10 protein-coding genes are annotated in these 16,364 nt (G+C 37.9%); 4 read left to right on the forward strand and 6 right to left on the reverse strand.

Annotated elements, in window-relative coordinates:
* Positions 1–54: 54 nt before the first annotated feature.
* From ABVM50_RS14850 to ABVM50_RS14875, 6 genes are all read right to left on the reverse strand, one after another.
* Positions 55–1,161, reverse strand: coding sequence for a sensor histidine kinase (locus ABVM50_RS14850; protein ID WP_405199277.1), 1,107 nt, complete (start codon positions 1,159–1,161; stop codon positions 55–57).
* Positions 1,161–1,922, reverse strand: coding sequence for a LytR/AlgR family response regulator transcription factor (locus ABVM50_RS14855; RefSeq protein ID WP_405199278.1), 762 nt, complete (start codon positions 1,920–1,922; stop codon positions 1,161–1,163). Before ABVM50_RS14855 ends, ABVM50_RS14850 begins: the two co-directional genes overlap by 1 nt.
* A gap of 166 nt (positions 1,923–2,088) precedes the next feature.
* Positions 2,089–2,640: a hypothetical protein gene (locus tag ABVM50_RS14860; RefSeq protein ID WP_405199279.1), complete on the reverse strand. Its 552-nt coding sequence runs from the start codon at positions 2,638–2,640 to the stop codon at positions 2,089–2,091.
* 255 nt (positions 2,641–2,895) lie between these two features.
* Entirely contained in the window at positions 2,896–3,099 is a 204-nt protein-coding gene (locus ABVM50_RS14865) for a hypothetical protein (protein WP_405199280.1), read from the reverse strand.
* A gap of 162 nt (positions 3,100–3,261) precedes the next feature.
* Positions 3,262–5,151 carry a phosphoglycerate dehydrogenase gene (serA, locus tag ABVM50_RS14870; RefSeq protein WP_405199281.1) on the reverse strand — a complete coding sequence of 630 codons (1,890 nt, stop codon included), beginning with the start codon at positions 5,149–5,151 and terminating at the stop codon, positions 3,262–3,264.
* A 204-nt stretch (positions 5,152–5,355) separates the two neighbouring features.
* Positions 5,356–6,600, reverse strand: a complete 1,245-nt coding sequence (locus ABVM50_RS14875; RefSeq protein ID WP_405199282.1) for an NAD(P)/FAD-dependent oxidoreductase — start codon at positions 6,598–6,600, stop codon at positions 5,356–5,358.
* 274 nt (positions 6,601–6,874) lie between these two features.
* Here ABVM50_RS14875 and sbcD point away from each other — a divergent pair, with 274 nt between their 5' ends.
* The 4 genes from sbcD to ABVM50_RS14895 all read left to right on the forward strand — a co-directional run bounded on the left by sbcD (position 6,875) and on the right by ABVM50_RS14895 (position 16,358).
* Positions 6,875–8,095, forward strand: a complete 1,221-nt coding sequence (sbcD, locus tag ABVM50_RS14880) for an exonuclease subunit SbcD (RefSeq protein WP_405199283.1) — start codon at positions 6,875–6,877, stop codon at positions 8,093–8,095.
* Complete coding sequence (locus ABVM50_RS14885) at positions 8,096–11,119, forward strand: AAA family ATPase (protein ID WP_405199284.1); 3,024 nt, start codon at positions 8,096–8,098, stop codon at positions 11,117–11,119.
* Between the two features lie 312 nt (positions 11,120–11,431).
* Positions 11,432–12,283, forward strand: a complete 852-nt coding sequence (locus tag ABVM50_RS14890; protein WP_405199285.1) for a universal stress protein — start codon at positions 11,432–11,434, stop codon at positions 12,281–12,283.
* Positions 12,284–12,404: 121 nt separating this feature from the next.
* On the forward strand, positions 12,405–16,358 hold the full coding sequence (locus tag ABVM50_RS14895) for an AsmA-like C-terminal region-containing protein (RefSeq protein ID WP_405199286.1): 3,954 nt from the start codon (positions 12,405–12,407) through the stop codon (positions 16,356–16,358).
* The last annotated feature ends 6 nt before the right edge of the window (positions 16,359–16,364 follow it).

Genomic DNA, 16,364 nt, shown 5'->3' on the forward strand with positions numbered 1-16,364 from the left:
GGAGCAAAATTAATCTTTTTAAGAAATTCTTTCTAGAATTCTAATAGAAACCAGTTATGAAGGAATTTTCACTAAGGTTTCTACTCCATTCCCATCTGCCCTGTTCCTGATTTCAAAGATGTACTTGTCCTTATACAAATTTCTCAAACGATCATCAATATTTCTTAAACCTACGCCCTTTTCAAGCAGCTCTTTATGAGTGAGTTGTAAAGGCTCTCCATCGTTCTCAACTCTAATGATCAGGTAACCTTTTTCTTCACGTATCTTAATTAGGATATGAAGATCTGTATGATCATAAGAATAACCATGCTTGATAGAATTTTCTATCATTGGCTGTAGTAACATTGCCGGAATCTTCTTCAGCACTAGTGACTCGTCGATATCTTTTTCTATATTAAGATGATCCGAAAACCGAACATTCAGAATATTTAGATAATATTCCAGGATCCTGAGTTCCTCATCAAGGCTAATCCGGTTTCTGTCACTATGGTAAAGGATCTCACGTAGAAAATCGCTAAGATCTGCAATAGTATCCTTCGCTTTGTTACTATCCAGATCTGTTAACACAGCAATGCTATTGAGCGTATTGAACAAAAAATGAGGTTGTAACTGCGAGGAAAGCATACGCATCCTGGTGTTCATTAACTGACTTTCCAGTTTCGAATGTCGTTTTTCTGCCTCTTTTACCTGGCGGAGATAATAGTAAGTATAGATGATAAAAATCATCGCAAAATAGATCAGAAAATTCAGATCAAGCACATAGACAAATGCATTTACACTCTTCCGAAGATCAAATTCGGCAAGGCTTATTCTTCCTGCAAGTATGGAATAGAAATCAAATACAAGCCTTATAATAAGTCCTATTAATATGGAGAACAGGGTGTGTATGGAAATGATCTTCACCCATGAATAGTTCTTATTTAGAAACCTCTTCGTACTAATCGCAATGAGCGTCATGTAGCTGACTACGATGATGTAATCAAATAGCATATTGTAGATAAGAAAGTCTGGCCAGCTGAAGTGTTGCATTTCCTTAGGCATAAACTCTTGCATATACGCCGTTTTCGCTATATGTATGAGGTCAAACATCAGATAGAAACCTGCGAGTAAAAGGACCAGCTTGAAGTCTATATACTTTTGTTTTAGTTCATGAAGACTCATTAGATTCCAATTTTTTCAAGAAACTCCTTCTTATGGGATTTGCTTACATGCAACAATTCACCACAAGTCATTTTTGCATCGATCTCAGAGTAATCTGAATGGATAATCTCATGTACAAAATTGAGATTTACGATGGTAGACCTGTGAATCCTGATAAAATTATGGTCCAGGATTTCTTCAAGGTTGTTCAACGATTCTCTCAGAACATGCTTCTTGCCTTCCACATAAATTTCAGCATAATAACCAGATGCCTGTATATAATGTATTTCCCGGGGATCTACCAGTGAAGTTTTATTGCCTTGCTTAATAGGGATTTTTGCCACCGAATTCAGATGCAGGTTACTTTTAGAATATTCATGAAATAGTTCTACGAGTCGTTTTTCAAAATTCTCTTCAGCTTCAGAAGTACTCGTGTTCAAAACCTTTGTAATTGTTTTAAAAAATCTTTCATCCTTAAAAGGCTTCAGAAGAAAATCAAATGCTTCCGCATCAAAAGCTTTAAGGGCATAAGTGTCATAGGCCGTTACAAATATTACGATTGGTTTGGGATGTATTTCAATCTTCTTGAGCACATCAAAACCATTCATATCTTTCATGTTAATATCCAGAAAAATAAGATCAGGCTTGTCTCGGTTAATTTTTTCTATAGCAGTTTTGCCATTGGAACACTCACCAAGAATGTCTATTTGCGATATATCTTCCAGTAGATTAAGAACACGTTTTCTGGCTAGTTCCTCATCATCGATGATTAAAGCTTTCATATAAAATATTATTTGGCTACTACAAGTTATGATTATTTCCAATAAGTCAGATTGCCTGAGCCTGTGGTATATATTGATCTATAAGCGATTGATTCTAAGATTGCTGAATAAAGGGCTATCGAACTTAATCCGACAGCCCTCTGACTAACTAACTACTAACCTGTTTTTAATTACTTGCTACCGACACTCTCGAAATTGTTGTCGGATCCAATTTAACCGTTCGTTTTTGATTTGCATTTTCCAACCTGATCTTATAGATTTCTTTGTCAAGGAATTCTCCTTTTCCAGAAGCCACGTATTTATTCGAAACCATGGTCCAGCCCTTATTTGAACTATAAAGTTCAGATCGTAATGCTGATGGTAAAGCGATATTTTTAAATTTCTGACTGGTTCTTTGCAACTCTCCTTTTTTATCGAATTCGGCTGCTAGGTAACCTTTGCTGCTTCTAAAAGTTACCTGATAGGTAACAAAGTTCTCTTCTGCCAGTTCTTCCAGCATTGCAGTGATGTCAAGATTGGACTTCATAAAGGCTATTGGGTCTTTTTCAAATTCTCCGGAATGTTTCTCGGTTACGGCGTAAGTAAATCCATCGCCAGATTTGACAAATTTAGATTTGTTGGTTTCCAGACGAACCTCAGCTTCGTCTAATTCAATTTCCTGTGCGTTTCCAAATGCTGTTACTGCGATTAGCAATAATGAAATAAATAAAGTTTTCATAATGTACGTTTTTTGAATGATGAATAATGATTTATTGATATCACTAAACTACATTCAAACAACAGATACAATTGACTCAATGATCTATAGCACAGGTTTCTGGAACTGAAGACTAGAAAAAAAGATTTAAGTTGAAAAGGGGGGTTATGGAGAGTAAGATGAAAGAAACTAGTTGTTCACCGCTCTAAAGTGATGGTTCACAATGCATACTATGCTAACGACAGCTTTATAGTTAGAAAATGGAAATTGTCTTTATTAATCAAGATCCATCATTGCACCTGATCTGAATATAGTAGCAGAAGTCATTCGCTTTCGAACTTTACGAAGTGAGCTCAATTCGCGTTTGTAAGATTTAATAAGCTTTTCCTGCCTGGAATTGTCCTTTCTCAACTGGTAATAAATAGCTCCGATAATGGTAATAGCTGCACCCAATACTGAACAAAATAATGTAGTATCCATTTTGTTTGTTTTTGAAGTTAAAACTTTGGGGGGGGGGTCTATAAAGATAGATTTCAAAGTCACGCAACTTCTTAAATTTGAGTTAATTAACATCGTTAAAGAGCAAAAAAAAGAGATCAATTATATCATGATCTCTTTTATAAACTTCAGATAAAATATCTATTAATATAGAACTCGGAATCTAATTGTTCCCTGTATACCTTTCAATTCCTTGATCACCACCTCATCGTAAGCCTTGTCAATATCTGTAATCACATAACCTATGGTTTCATTGGTTTTTAGATACTGTCCAACAATGTTGATATCGTTGGCTGCAAGTATTCTGTTTATATGAGCTATGATCCCAGGTTTGTTATGGTGAATATGGATAAGCCTGTGGGCGTTTTCAAGAATTGGAAGTTGTAAATTCGGGAAATTCACCGAGTTTGTAGTACTTCCCGTGTTAATATAATTAATGATTTTTCCTGGTACAAAGTTCCCAATATTTTCCTGAGCTTCTTCCGTAGAACCTCCAATATGCGGAGTAAGAATAAGATTAGGTAAACCTCTTAACGGTGATTCAAATTCTTCCTGGTTCGTTTTAGGCTCTTTTGGAAAAACGTCCACCCCTGCTCCAATTATTCTATTGCTTTCCATATGCTTTCGTAGCGCATCTACATCAACCACCTGTCCCCTGGCTAGATTCAGGAATACACTTCCTTCCTTCATCCATCCAAACTGTTTATCGCCAATCATATTGGTATTTTCCTTGCGACCATCAACATGCAGGGTCACAATATCAACTTTTTCGAATAGCTCTTTCAAACTATTACATTTAGTGGCATTCCCCAAAGCAAGTCTCTCCACCAGATCATAATAATAAACATCGAAACCTATCGCCTCTGCAACTACCGATAATTGTGATCCAATGTTTCCGTAACCAACGATACCTAGCTTTTTTCCACGGGTTTCATAGCTACCTTTGGCAGATTTGTTCCATTCCCCTCGATGCATTTCTGCAATTCTATCGGGCAGATTTCTCATTAACAGGATGATCTCTCCTATCGCCAGTTCCACTACAGACCTGGTATTACTATATGGCGCATTAAAAACTGCAACTCCTTTTTTAAGACAGGCTTCCAAATCGATCTGGTTCGTCCCAATACAAAAAGCGCCAACTGCGATGAGTCGGTTTGCATTTTCAAGCACCTTTTCAGTTAAATTGGTCTTAGACCTGATCCCAAGAATTGAGACATCTTTGATCTTTTCTGCAAGTTCCTGCTCATCCAGAGCACCAGAAACTGTCTCTACATTATAACCTTCTTCCTTCATAATGGCAACGGCATCTGCATGCACATTTTCAAGAAGTAGTACTTTAATTCTGTTTTTAGGGTATGATATTGCTTTGTTCATTTTGTGTAAGTATAGAAATTCGTCCAGACTGGGAGTTACGTGATCAGCTTTTTCAAGCACCTCTCCACGTTGAACATTTTCAGTAAAAGCGTAAAATTTATTGGCCAGTCCAGCCGCTTTGATCTCGTAATCATTGTAGCCATCGCCAATCACATAAACGTCACCTTGTAGATCCATTTGCTTTAGCAATGCGACCTTACCGTTGCTTGAAGATAACACATTATCTCTGTCAAAGCCTGTTATATGACCGTTTTCAGAAGTAAAAGTATTGGCGTATACATTTTCTTCTCTCACTCCAAGTTCCTTTACTATAGGAACGATGATCTCCTTGAAACCATTGGAAATTATAAAGATATGATCCTTGTTCTCCTGGAAGAAGGCTTCATTTCTCACAAAAGAAACAGACACCTTGCTTTTAAGATCTTCGATTACCTGAGGAATCATGTTCATATCGGCTTCCAGGATCTCAAGTCTTTTTTCCAGAGATTCTCTAAAACCTATTTTTCCTGCCATTGCAAGATCTGTAAGCTCGGTTAATCGGTGCAGTTTCTGATCCTTTTCAGGATGAGATTTCAAACTGATCTCGCCCAGAACATCCAATGCTTCCACTTGCGTGAAAGTGCTGTCAAAATCAATTACATAATGTCGGTTCTCCTTCATAGCAGGATTCAATTCGGTTGAAATTATTTATAAAACTAGTTGTTTTCTGAAGATTTAAAAATGACTAATTCCTTCTAATTTTACTGAATTAGCATATTCTCAAATTCAGTTTAAAATTTTGATTTAATCTGAAAAACGAAAGCGGAATTAAGGTTTTGCCTGATATTAATTCAATCATTCAGGAAAGAATTCGATCCCAGGTTTTTATCCTTCCAGTACTTCGATCACTCCTAAAGCTGCGCGCTCACCACTAAGCATAGCCGCATTCTGGGAGCCATTCAGTAGTTGATCACCGGCAAGGAAAACCTGTGTACTCAAACGGGCTTCCGTAGATTGCAGTTCATACTGAATATCTTTCGAGTCTGGAAGCGCCTTTGGAATATAGAACTGTTTTAAAAATTTGATCGTTTTAATGCCAAATTCAAACTTTAGTTCTTCTGAAACCTTCTCAACCAATTCCTCTTCGCTGTATTCTATATCACGTACAATTGTAGCCGATAAAAGCTTTCCTTCGGAAGTGTTATTGTTTAAAATTGAAGAATGGTAAAAAATATTATTAACCAGTTTCTCCTTATCAGATTGCAAACCTATGATCGCATCTCCAATCACATCCTCGTCCACGGTAAAATATAAACATCGACATGATTTCCAGGCTTGCTTTTGCCCCCGAAGATTCGCTACCATCGAACTTGCTTCTGTAGCAATAATGGTAAAATGAGATTTCACGTGCTCGCCATTTTCCAGCGTCAGCACATCATCAGTTACCTGATTGATCCTGGAATTAAAATTCACCTTAGTAGTCTTCAGCCTTTTATAAAGTTGCATAGGGATCGCATTGATTCCATCTTTCGGGATCACCGCGTCTCCTTCCCCAAACATTTTATAGACGAACTCAAACATTCTGCTGGAAGTATTCAAGTCTGGCTCCAGAAATATTCCGGAGAAAAAAGGTCTGAAAAAATTACTGATCATCTTTTCTGAAAACCCTTTATTCTGAAGGTATTGCAGCGTCGTGGTTTCTTCTTTACTGAAGATTTCCTGCAGGCTTAGTTTCTTAAGCTCAAGGTTAAGTTTAAGCACTTTTAATTTATCTGAAATCGACCCGATACTTGAAAAGATCGTTGGAAATAATGCCGAAATATCTCTGGTAGGATCTCCAATCCTGGTACTTTCACGCTTATTGTAGATCACTGCGCCAGGCTTCAGCTTTTGAAGCTGTAAAGCTTCCAGATCAAGATATTGCTGAACTTTTGGATACTGACTCAACATTACTTGGAAACCTCTGTCCAGGTGGTATCCATCCACTTCAAATGTTCGCAACCTTCCTCCTACGTGACTTTCAGCTTCATAGATTGTAGTTTGATAGCCATGATCTTCAAGCACCCTGGCTGCAATGAGTCCGCTTAAACCAGCTCCAATAATATTAATACTGTAATCTTCTTTTTCCATAACAACTCAAATGTAAAACTAAAAAGCAGCAGAAGGTTCTATAGAATTGTTAACATTCTCAAGTTTACTACTTTAATATCCATAGCCGCCAGCAGATCTTTATTACAGAAATTGTTGGTAAAAACCTGCTATTTTATATGCTTCCGGTTTTCCTGAAACTCAAATTTCACTATCTTGATTTCGCGAATTTCTTACCTGAAATTCAACGACTCCTCACTTGCGACCACAAGTTCTGTCACAGGTGCAGCTTACTTTAGCATTATAAAATTTTTGCATGAAAATAGTTCATACTGCCGACTGGCATATTGGAAAAAAACTACATAAGCATGATCTTAGTGAAGACTTCGATCTATTTATCAACTGGCTCACCAAGTTTATAGAAGTTGAAAAGGTAGACCTGCTGTTGATCTCCGGAGATATTTTTGATCTGGCGAACCCGTCTTCTGAAGCTCGCAGACAATATTATCGCGCACTCATTCGCTTACAAAAACTGAATTGTAAGATTATTGCCACCGGTGGGAACCATGATTCTCCGGCCATGCTGGACGCTCCACAGGAAATTATGCGGGCCTTAGATCTTAGTGTTATTGGCGGCCTGCCGCAAGACCTGGATGAAGTGATCATTCCGGTAAAGAATAAAAGCGGAGAAACAGAACTGGTGGTCGCAGCGATCCCATACTTACGCGATGCCGATCTTAGAAGCGGTGAACAGGCTTCTAATCATGAAGATAGGATTGAAGCTATAAGATTTGGAATTGAAAGAATATTTACTGAAGCTGCAGCACTTTGCCATCAAAAATACCCGGGAGTTCCTGCAATTGCCATGGGACATTTATTTACCGCAGGAATTGAATCTTCAGAAAGTGAACGAGACATACAAATTGGTAATCTCGCTGCTTTCCGGGCTTCACAATTTGGTAGTTATTATGAGTATCTCGCACTAGGACATATTCACAAACCTCAAAGAGTATCTGCAGAAAAACCTGTTTTCTATAGTGGATCTCCATTTCCGCTTAGTTTTAGTGAAAGAGCCGATGAAAAAAGAATTCTTTTACTGGATACTAATACCAGTTATGAACCAGAAAGCATTGCGATTCCAAGTTTCAGGAAGCTTATAAAGTTGAGTGGAAATCTTAGCGAACTGGAATTAAAACTTAATTCACTGGAGCATAACTCCAGTTTAAAATCTTTAATAGAAGTAGACCTTATTGAAGAACAGTATGACGCACAGAAAGTCTATGCACTGGACCAGTTAGTAGATCAATTTCAAACCGATGGTTTTGAGATCGTAAAACAGCGTGTTCAGTTTAAAAACCAGATAGATGGTAGTTCCCAGTTGTATGACGAGGATCAGCAATTGGAAGACCTGAAGCCTAAAGATGTTTTTGCTGAATTAATAGCCAATCACCAATACTCTAAAAATGATAAAGATGAGATCATGGCTGCTTTTGATGAAATACTGGAAGATGTTCAATCTGGAAACAACGTCATTTAAATGAAGATCCTAAAAATAGAATTCGAGAATATTAATTCCCTCAAGGGATACCATAGTATCGATTTTACCAAAGAACCTTTTACCACCAATTCGCTTTTTGCCATCACCGGTCCTACTGGCAGTGGGAAGAGTAGTATTCTCGATGTGATCTCTCTGGCATTGTTTAATCATGTGCCTAGGTTGGGGAAGATCACCAAGAACGAGATCGCTACCAAAGGAGCAATCCTTACCCGGAATCAGAAAAACGCGATGGCTCGCATTACCTATAGCTGTAATTCCGGGATCTATAGTTCCCAATGGACCATAGAGATCAACCGAAACAACAATCTAAATGATTATGAAATGGAACTTCATGATCATCAATCTGGTAAATTGATTGACTTAAAAAAGTCGCTAATTCCATGTAAGAATGAAGAATTGATCGGACTCAATTATGATCAGTTCATAAAAGCTGTGTTGTTGGCGCAGGGTGAATTTGCCCAATTCCTGAGAGCAAAAAAAGATGAACGAGGTGAATTACTGGAGAAGATCACTGGAACCGGCATCTATCGACAACTTGGAATTAGAGCATTTGAAAAAAATAAGGAAGCCAGCCAGGAGATCATTCAGCAGCAGAACGAGATAAGAATCATAGATCAAAATTTGCTTAGCGATGAAGTGTTTGCCGAGAAAAAGCAAGATCTAAAGGAAAAATCACAAACCTGTGAAAACTGGAGATCTGAAATAGAAAGTTTAAAAAAAGCTATTGAGCTGAAAAAATCTGTCTCAGATCTGCAATCACAACTTTCTATTTTAAAATCTTCGGAAGAAAAAGCTAAATCACAGCTACAAGATTTTGAGAAGGAACAGGGAAAACGTTTAAAATTGCATGAGAAGATCGAACCCAAAGCTGAAAGATTTCGTGAATGGTCTCAAAATATTGTTAGAATAAAGGAACTGGAAGCTGAAAAGTCCAGGCTCTCCAATAAGCTCATCTCTACAAAAAAGAATCTTGAAGAGCTGTTGAAAAATGCTTCAACGCTTACAGGATCAAAACTTTCAGAAGAAAATCTGGAAAAAGGCATATTCGGTTTTAGACAACGAGTGCTGGATCTACAGCAAAAAAGAGCAGATAAACTTTCTCTTTACACTACCAGAAAGGAACAGTTGAAGACAGAATTACGAGATACAGAAATTTCAGTGAGTGATGATGCTGCTGAGTTAAAATCGAATCTCAAGACTGCTTTTAGTACTATTTCTTCGGATTTAGACAAGCTACTTCAGAAACATCAAATTGCGAGAATCGAAGATATTTCAGAAGAAAAGGAAAAACTACGAGTATTTCAGAAGCGATCGCGGGATGCTTACCGTTATTTCATAGAGCTTCAGGATAGCAGAAAGGAGTCTGCCGCAATAATGGAGCAACTGAAAATTCTGGAACCTGAACTTAAAGCTGCACCTGAAAAGATCAACAAACTATCAAAAGACACTGCTTTATTAAAGTCCGATCTGGCAAACAAGCAGCTTAGCCTTGAAAATTTGAAGCTACGTGCGAGCCTGGAGGAACACAGAAAGAATCTTGTGGATGGAAAACCATGCCCTCTCTGTGGAGCAACAAATCATCCTCTTGCAGAAGAAAATGCGGGTAGTGCTTCAGTTCTGGAAACTGAAATTGCCAGCCTGACAAAGAATTACGAGAGTTCCCGCGAATTACTAACCCGTGAAGAGTCTAAACTGGAAAATATCAGGAAAAATTTCAGAGAGTATTCTGAAAAGTTGAAAGCACTTCAGCAACTGGAGAAAGAGCAAATTCAGCGTTTAAGTACTAATTATGAAGAATTCAGCAATTTAAAGACCAATGAAGAATTTCAGGAATACGAGAACAGCCTGGAAGAGAAAGCTCAGGATCTGGCGAATATGGAAAGGTCTTCGCGCCTGAGCAAAGCTTATAAAAATGCTCTGCCTATCGCGAACGAAATTCAGGAAATTATCGATGCAGGTAAAAATCTGAAATTACAGATCGATGGCCTTTATTCAGGATCGAATATTCAAAATGATGTACAGCAACTGCATACAAATTGGATCAGACTGCTTCAGGAAAGAAATAGCCTTACAGAGCAACTGAAAACTATTACTTCTCAACATTCCAGAATCATAGAAAACCAGGAGAAAGTAGAAAGCGAACTTAAAAGCTTCTGCTTGGAAAATGATTTTGAAAGTATAGAAGCTGCCAGGAAATTTTTGTTGAGCGAATTGGAAGCCAGCAACTATAGAAAAGATAAACAGCAGATCACCGATCGATTGACCAGTGTTAATGCTTCTGCTAAAACACTATTGGAACAGCTATCAAAATTGAAAAAGATCGAACCTGAGCAAGAGCGTACGATGCTCGAAAAACAGCTGGAAGACAAGACAATTAAACTTGGTAGCATGTATACTGCTTGCAAAGAGATCGATAGGATCTTAAAAAATTACGAGGAGAATATAGATCGTAAAACAAAACTGCAAAAGGAAATCTCAGAAAAGGAAAAACAGAGTAAAAGATGGCGCATTCTTAACGAGCTTATTGGAGATTCTAAAGGAAAAAAATTCAACGATTTCGCCCAGGATCTTACGCTGACCAGATTGCTCAGCCTTGCTAACGTTCGGCTAAAAGATCTTAATGATCGCTATCTTATCGATAAACCTGAAGCACAGGAAGACGACGGACTCGTGGCAATAGACCAGCATATGGGTGGTCAGCGACGATCTGTTAAAACACTCTCTGGTGGAGAGACTTTTATACTCAGCCTGAGCATGGCACTGGCATTGTCTGATCTTGCTTCTAAAAATGTAGAAATCAATAGTCTGTTTATCGATGAAGGTTTTGGAACGCTGGATCCTGAAACGCTGGATCAAACCCTGGATACTCTGGAAAGATTACAAGCCGAAAGTTCCAAGACCATTGGTATAATAAGCCATATGGATTCATTAAAAGAGAGAATTTCCACCCAAATCAAATTAACCAGAAATGGACAGGGATATAGTAGCCTGGAAATAGGTTGAAAGAGAAAAGCCGGACTCTCCGGCTTTGTCTTAGGCTAATTCAATGATTAAAAATTAAAAATTGAACCATAGTTTTAAAATTTATTTCTCCATATAAACCTCCTTCTTTTTAGTCTCAATATATTTACGACAAATTGTAAGTCAGGGTTTTACGGGAATCGACACTATTGGTTAAATGATTAACACAAAAGCAACGATTAAGATGATTTTCCCTGTTTTCAGCAGGTTTTATCACAAAGTGACTGCAAAGCTGAATTTCATGCCACGGAGTTTAATTATATTTACTGAAACTGTCTACTACACACATTATCTATGGAAAAGAAGATCCTAGTCCCTACCAATTTCACCAAACATTCATGGAGCGCATTGATTTTTGCCATGAAGCTATTCAAGAAATTTCCGTGTACTTTCTATCTAATTAACGTTTATAGCTCTCGCGGTTCATTAAGCGAAGCGATGTCCATCCATAAGGAGGATGATGAGGAAACCAATGCATCTGTTTCTGAAAAAGGACTTGCCAGGATCATGCAGGGCTTAAATTTTAGAAAAGAGAATCAAAAACATCAATTTGAACAGATAAGTTTTGATGGAAGTCTGGTTGAGGGAATACAGGAGCAGGTGAATAAGCTTGGGATCGATATGATCATTGTAGGTTCGCCCGGAGATACTGCAGGAATTAATACTGCTGAGAATAATAAGATCTCCAAGATCACTGAAAAGATAAAAGAATGCCCAGTACTGGTCATCCCGGAGAAATATGAAACTGCGATCGATCCTAATCTGGAGATCGTGTTTCCAACAAATTTACGCAAGCCGTTTAAGCCTAGCGAATTGGAACATCTCAAAGAACTTGCTCAAAATACAGAATGTTCCATTAGAGTACTCTATATCAATACGGAAGGGAAAGCACTCTCAACAGATCAGGAGAAGAATAAAGAAGACCTGTTGAAGCAACTGGCCAAGGTAAATACCAGTTATCATATGCTTACCAAAACCAGTCCTACAACCGGAGTGCATTTATTCATTGAAAGCAGGGAAAGTGATTTTCTTGCGCTGTATCAAAGAAAACAAGGATTCTTCGGAAAGATATTTAATAAAGCAGCTATTGAGGATATAGATTTTGATCCAAAATTACCAGTGCTTATTCTGAAGGAAATACGCTAAGAATTTTATTTGTGGTATCCTATATTGGTTTCATATGAAAATGTGGAACCAATTCATTTTTAATGTATTTTGGATCACAAAGATTTTACCTGATTAACCTGGAAAGAGCTTAACCAAATCTGTGGATAATACCAGCAAGATAAAAAAGAGGAAAAAACCAAATTGGATCAGACGCATTCTTATTGCATTAGGTCTGCTATTTCTTGCGCCCCTGTTTCTTTTTACACTGGGATGGTTTAGTCGGGATCTTTTGATCGATGAGCTTCAAATATGGTATGAAGCCAATAGTAATGGGACTCTGGAAATTGGAGAGGTAAACGCAAATTTTATTACCGGTTTTCCAAATGTTGGTTTCAGTATAGAGGATGTCAAACAAAGCAGTTTTGATACCATTCTGGATAAGAGAACCATCATTAAGCTAGCTAGAGCAGATGTGAATATTGCCGCAAAAGACCTGATGCGGGGAAATATTCAGTTTCGTAATATCAAGATTAGAGATGCGAGTGTTCATACACAAGTTCTTACGGAAAAAAATCTCCAGGAATATATTGAACTGAAGCTAAAAAAGCAGCTTGAACAGAACAGCGGATTTGATCTTCCCTCCTGGGTTCACCCTGATAAAACAAATTTCCAGCTGCAGAACGTTCACTTTATTGCTGAAAATAAAATCCTTCATAAGTACTTCGATCTTGTTGCAGAAAATGTTTCGGGACAGATTAGATCAGGTGAAGAAGTCATCAGAGGAAATATTACCTACGAAGTTTTTATCAACGATCTTGGATTCAATACCCGAAAAGGTAGTTTTATCAATGGAGCCCTGGCCACGGGAAGCCCAGAATTTGAACTAAAAAAATCCAGTAATACCCTGAGTTTACCAGCTTTTAAACTTCAGCTGGATGATCAAAATTTTGAAGCACAAGCTCAATTCGTGTTTAATAAACTTACAGAATACGAATTCAGTTTAAAAAATGAGGTAACAGATTTTAAAAAGATCCAGCAGTTTCTGGCAGATTCACTGGCCGCTAAGGTAAAACCATACCAGCTTCAGGATCCCATCGCCACCAATTTAAAACTAAAAGGAAAATTTGCATACGGAGACGTTCCTTTTATTCATGTCGACTTCAGTACGAAGAATAATAAGCTTGAACTATTCGAAGAACTTGAACTTGAAAATGTAGAATCTCACGGAATTCTCACGAACAATCTAAATTCGACAGACTCTCTGGCAGAACAACCCGGCAAGCGAGATATCAAGCTTTATTTCAAAGATTTTTCAGCGAATCTGGAAGATATACAGGTAAGTGCTCAGGAGAGTTATTACCAGTCTACGGCGAACCTACGAAACCAGGTTAAGGCCAATATACAGGTCAACGGTTCTAATGAAACCATGGCCAGAGCTCTTGATCATGAGAACTTCAGTTTTGAAGGCGGACAGTTTTCTCTGGATGCTACAATAGATGGCAATATTGATGATCCATATATGATCCTTAACGCTGCCAAAGGCACATTTACTATGGGAAATACGCGGGTGGCATTAAAGGAAAATAATGTACAGTTGCCACTGCGGCGTCTTGATCTGAAACTGGATGATAATAATTCCATTCTCAGGCAATTACAGATCGACCTTCCCAATGGGGAAAGTTTGAATTTTCGAGGTAATGTAAAGAATGTTTCAGCACTAATGGCTTCAAACCCTTCAACGCCTGCAGAGGCTAGTCTTATTTTGAACTCTGATGCACTTAATCTTGATGACCTCATCAATACGGCAACTAAATTTACTTCAGAAAATAAAGGTGATCAGGATAATTTAAAGACGCTGCACCAGACACTGGCTGCGATCTATGAAAAATTTCAACCCGGCTTTCAGCTGAATATAAATTCTGTGATCTACCAGGATAACTTATTTCAAAATTTGAAAGCGCAGGTACATTTAAAGAATTCTGAAGTTATACAGTTCGATCAACTTCAGTTCGATTATCAGGATGCAGAAACTTTACTTTCAGGAAGTGTTCGGGTTCCAAAGGTCAAAAAGAATAAACGGGAGCCTATTTTTATAAATGTAACCGCAGATTCGAAAGGCTCTATCAGAGTTTTTCAGGATCTTTTCAATATTAAACTGGTTTCTTTGCGGAAGGGTGATTTTGCCTTTCAAGGTAAATTTACGGGTAACGTTCAGTACTTCGATCAGTTGCTGAGAAATGCTGAAGGTGATCTACAGTTATCTGGCACAGAATTTTACTATCCCGAGGCTGAAATGAGATTTGCCATGGATACCCTGCATGTAGGTATTGAGAAAAGCGATATTCAGATCGATAGATTTGCATTGGAAACTATAGGTCATCACCCAATTTATCTACAGAGTAAGATTACAGATTTCCCTTCTTTCCTACTGGAGGAAGATACCGATACCGGGAGTATTGCTGTAAAACTGGATGCAGACTATATTGATATTGACCAGTGGCTGAAATCTATTGCTGAGATGGAGCGAGACAGTTTGAAGGATATCAACAAGAATGCACATGTTTCAAATATATTCCAGGATATTTATAAGTTTCATCCTAAGATCCAGGTTGAGTTAGACTCAGTAAAATTCAATGATCTTATTTCTGAAGGTCTTAAGGCATTCGTGAATTTCGAAAATGACTCGATCCTCAAGCTTGATGATCTCAATCTAAAATTTAAAGAGACCCGCGCCAATATTCAGGGCTCTATCACTGCAAAGGAGCCAGTCATTAATACTGAAAATGAAAATCCCTTTGACTTCCAGTTTTCGCTAGCCATGAACGGAAAATCCAAAGATCTTAACGAGCTTTTAAATACTGTAAACTTTGAACTAAATTCTGGTGATTTTGAGTTTACCGGAAGTTACCAGGGACAGGCACAGGATCTTAGTATTCTTAATTCTAATGCGGAAGGAGACCTTAAACTTGGTGCTACCCTGGTCAGGATCAATGAAACAGACCTTGAAATCCCCGTAGATAGTCTGCATTTGATCATTAAAAATGATCTTGCAACTCTTGATCGACTCGATGTGGATCTACCTGGTAAAAGTTCGATCGATATCACTGGTACTATCGATCATTTTTCGAATTTTATTAATAACGAACAATTGGAACTTGCCCATACTTCTAATTTCATGATTAGATCGCCCTATCTGGATAGTAAGGATATTGCTGAATTTATTGGTTCCGATTCCTCAAAGAGAAAGAAGAAGACTAAATCTGAATTTAAGGTCACTAATCTCAAAGATATTCTCAGGAATATTAATGACTCATATTTTCCAACCGCCAGTGTCGCCCTGGACAGCGTCATACTTGAAGGGCTGGGAGTTTCAGATTTTAATGCGAAATTGAGTTTTGACCCTGAAGGCAATTTTAAACTGACCAATACAAATTTTAGTTACCATCAAGGATCAATTGATGTTGAACTGCTCACCAGCGTTGATTCTTCGGAAGTGCTTCCAGTACATTTGATGACAGAGATCAAAGCTATAGATATTCAGAAGCTCATAGCAGACCTTGACTATCTAAATATGGAAGAATTACGTTCTGCTGAAAAAATTGCAGGCATACTCAATCTGAAAATTGATGCCAGAACCAGATTATTATCAAATGGAAACATAGATATCAACTCACTGAACGGCAGCATAGTATTTGACCTGCAAGATCTGGAACTATACGATTTTAAGCCAGTTCTGGAGTCGGTCGTTCTAATGAAAGAAGAACGTTTTGAAAAATTAAGGTTCAGACCAATAACTCAAACTTTCAGGATTGAAAACGGTGTATTAAAAGTTCCAAGAACACAGATACAATCTTCAGCTTTGCAGTTGTATGCTGAAGGAGAATTTAAGTTGGATGAATATTTTGATATCTGGCTTTCCCTACCCTGGAAAAATTTGAAGTCTAATGACGGACTTCAATTACCTGAAAAGGAAACCTATAAAGAGGCAGGAGCGAAGTTCTACCTTCAGCTAATTCAGAATAAAGAAAGCAAAGAAGAGAAGGAACGAAAGCTGAGAACACGTTTTCGATTATGGAACCGTGAGTTGAAAAATAAAACCTCCTCAGAAAATTAATATTCC

The sequence above is a fragment of the Christiangramia sp. LLG6405-1 genome, from assembly GCF_045055805.1.
Classification (GTDB): domain Bacteria; phylum Bacteroidota; class Bacteroidia; order Flavobacteriales; family Flavobacteriaceae; genus Christiangramia.

Excerpts from the sequence above, each read along its gene's own strand:
- ABVM50_RS14850 (WP_405199277.1), bottom strand. The coding sequence starts at position 1,161 with ATGAGTCTTCATGAACTAAAACAAAAGTATATAGACTTCAAGCTGGTC.
- ABVM50_RS14875 (WP_405199282.1), bottom strand. The coding sequence starts at position 6,600 with ATGGAAAAAGAAGATTACAGTATTAATATTATTGGAGCTGGTTTAAGC.
- ABVM50_RS14855 (WP_405199278.1), bottom strand. The coding sequence starts at position 1,922 with ATGAAAGCTTTAATCATCGATGATGAGGAACTAGCCAGAAAACGTGTT.
- ABVM50_RS14890 (WP_405199285.1), top strand. The coding sequence starts at position 11,432 with ATGGAAAAGAAGATCCTAGTCCCTACCAATTTCACCAAACATTCATGG.
- serA (WP_405199281.1), bottom strand. The coding sequence starts at position 5,151 with ATGAAGGAGAACCGACATTATGTAATTGATTTTGACAGCACTTTCACG.
- ABVM50_RS14865 (WP_405199280.1), bottom strand. The coding sequence starts at position 3,099 with ATGGATACTACATTATTTTGTTCAGTATTGGGTGCAGCTATTACCATT.
- sbcD (WP_405199283.1), top strand. The coding sequence starts at position 6,875 with ATGAAAATAGTTCATACTGCCGACTGGCATATTGGAAAAAAACTACAT.
- ABVM50_RS14860 (WP_405199279.1), bottom strand. The coding sequence starts at position 2,640 with ATGAAAACTTTATTTATTTCATTATTGCTAATCGCAGTAACAGCATTT.
- ABVM50_RS14885 (WP_405199284.1), top strand. The coding sequence starts at position 8,096 with ATGAAGATCCTAAAAATAGAATTCGAGAATATTAATTCCCTCAAGGGA.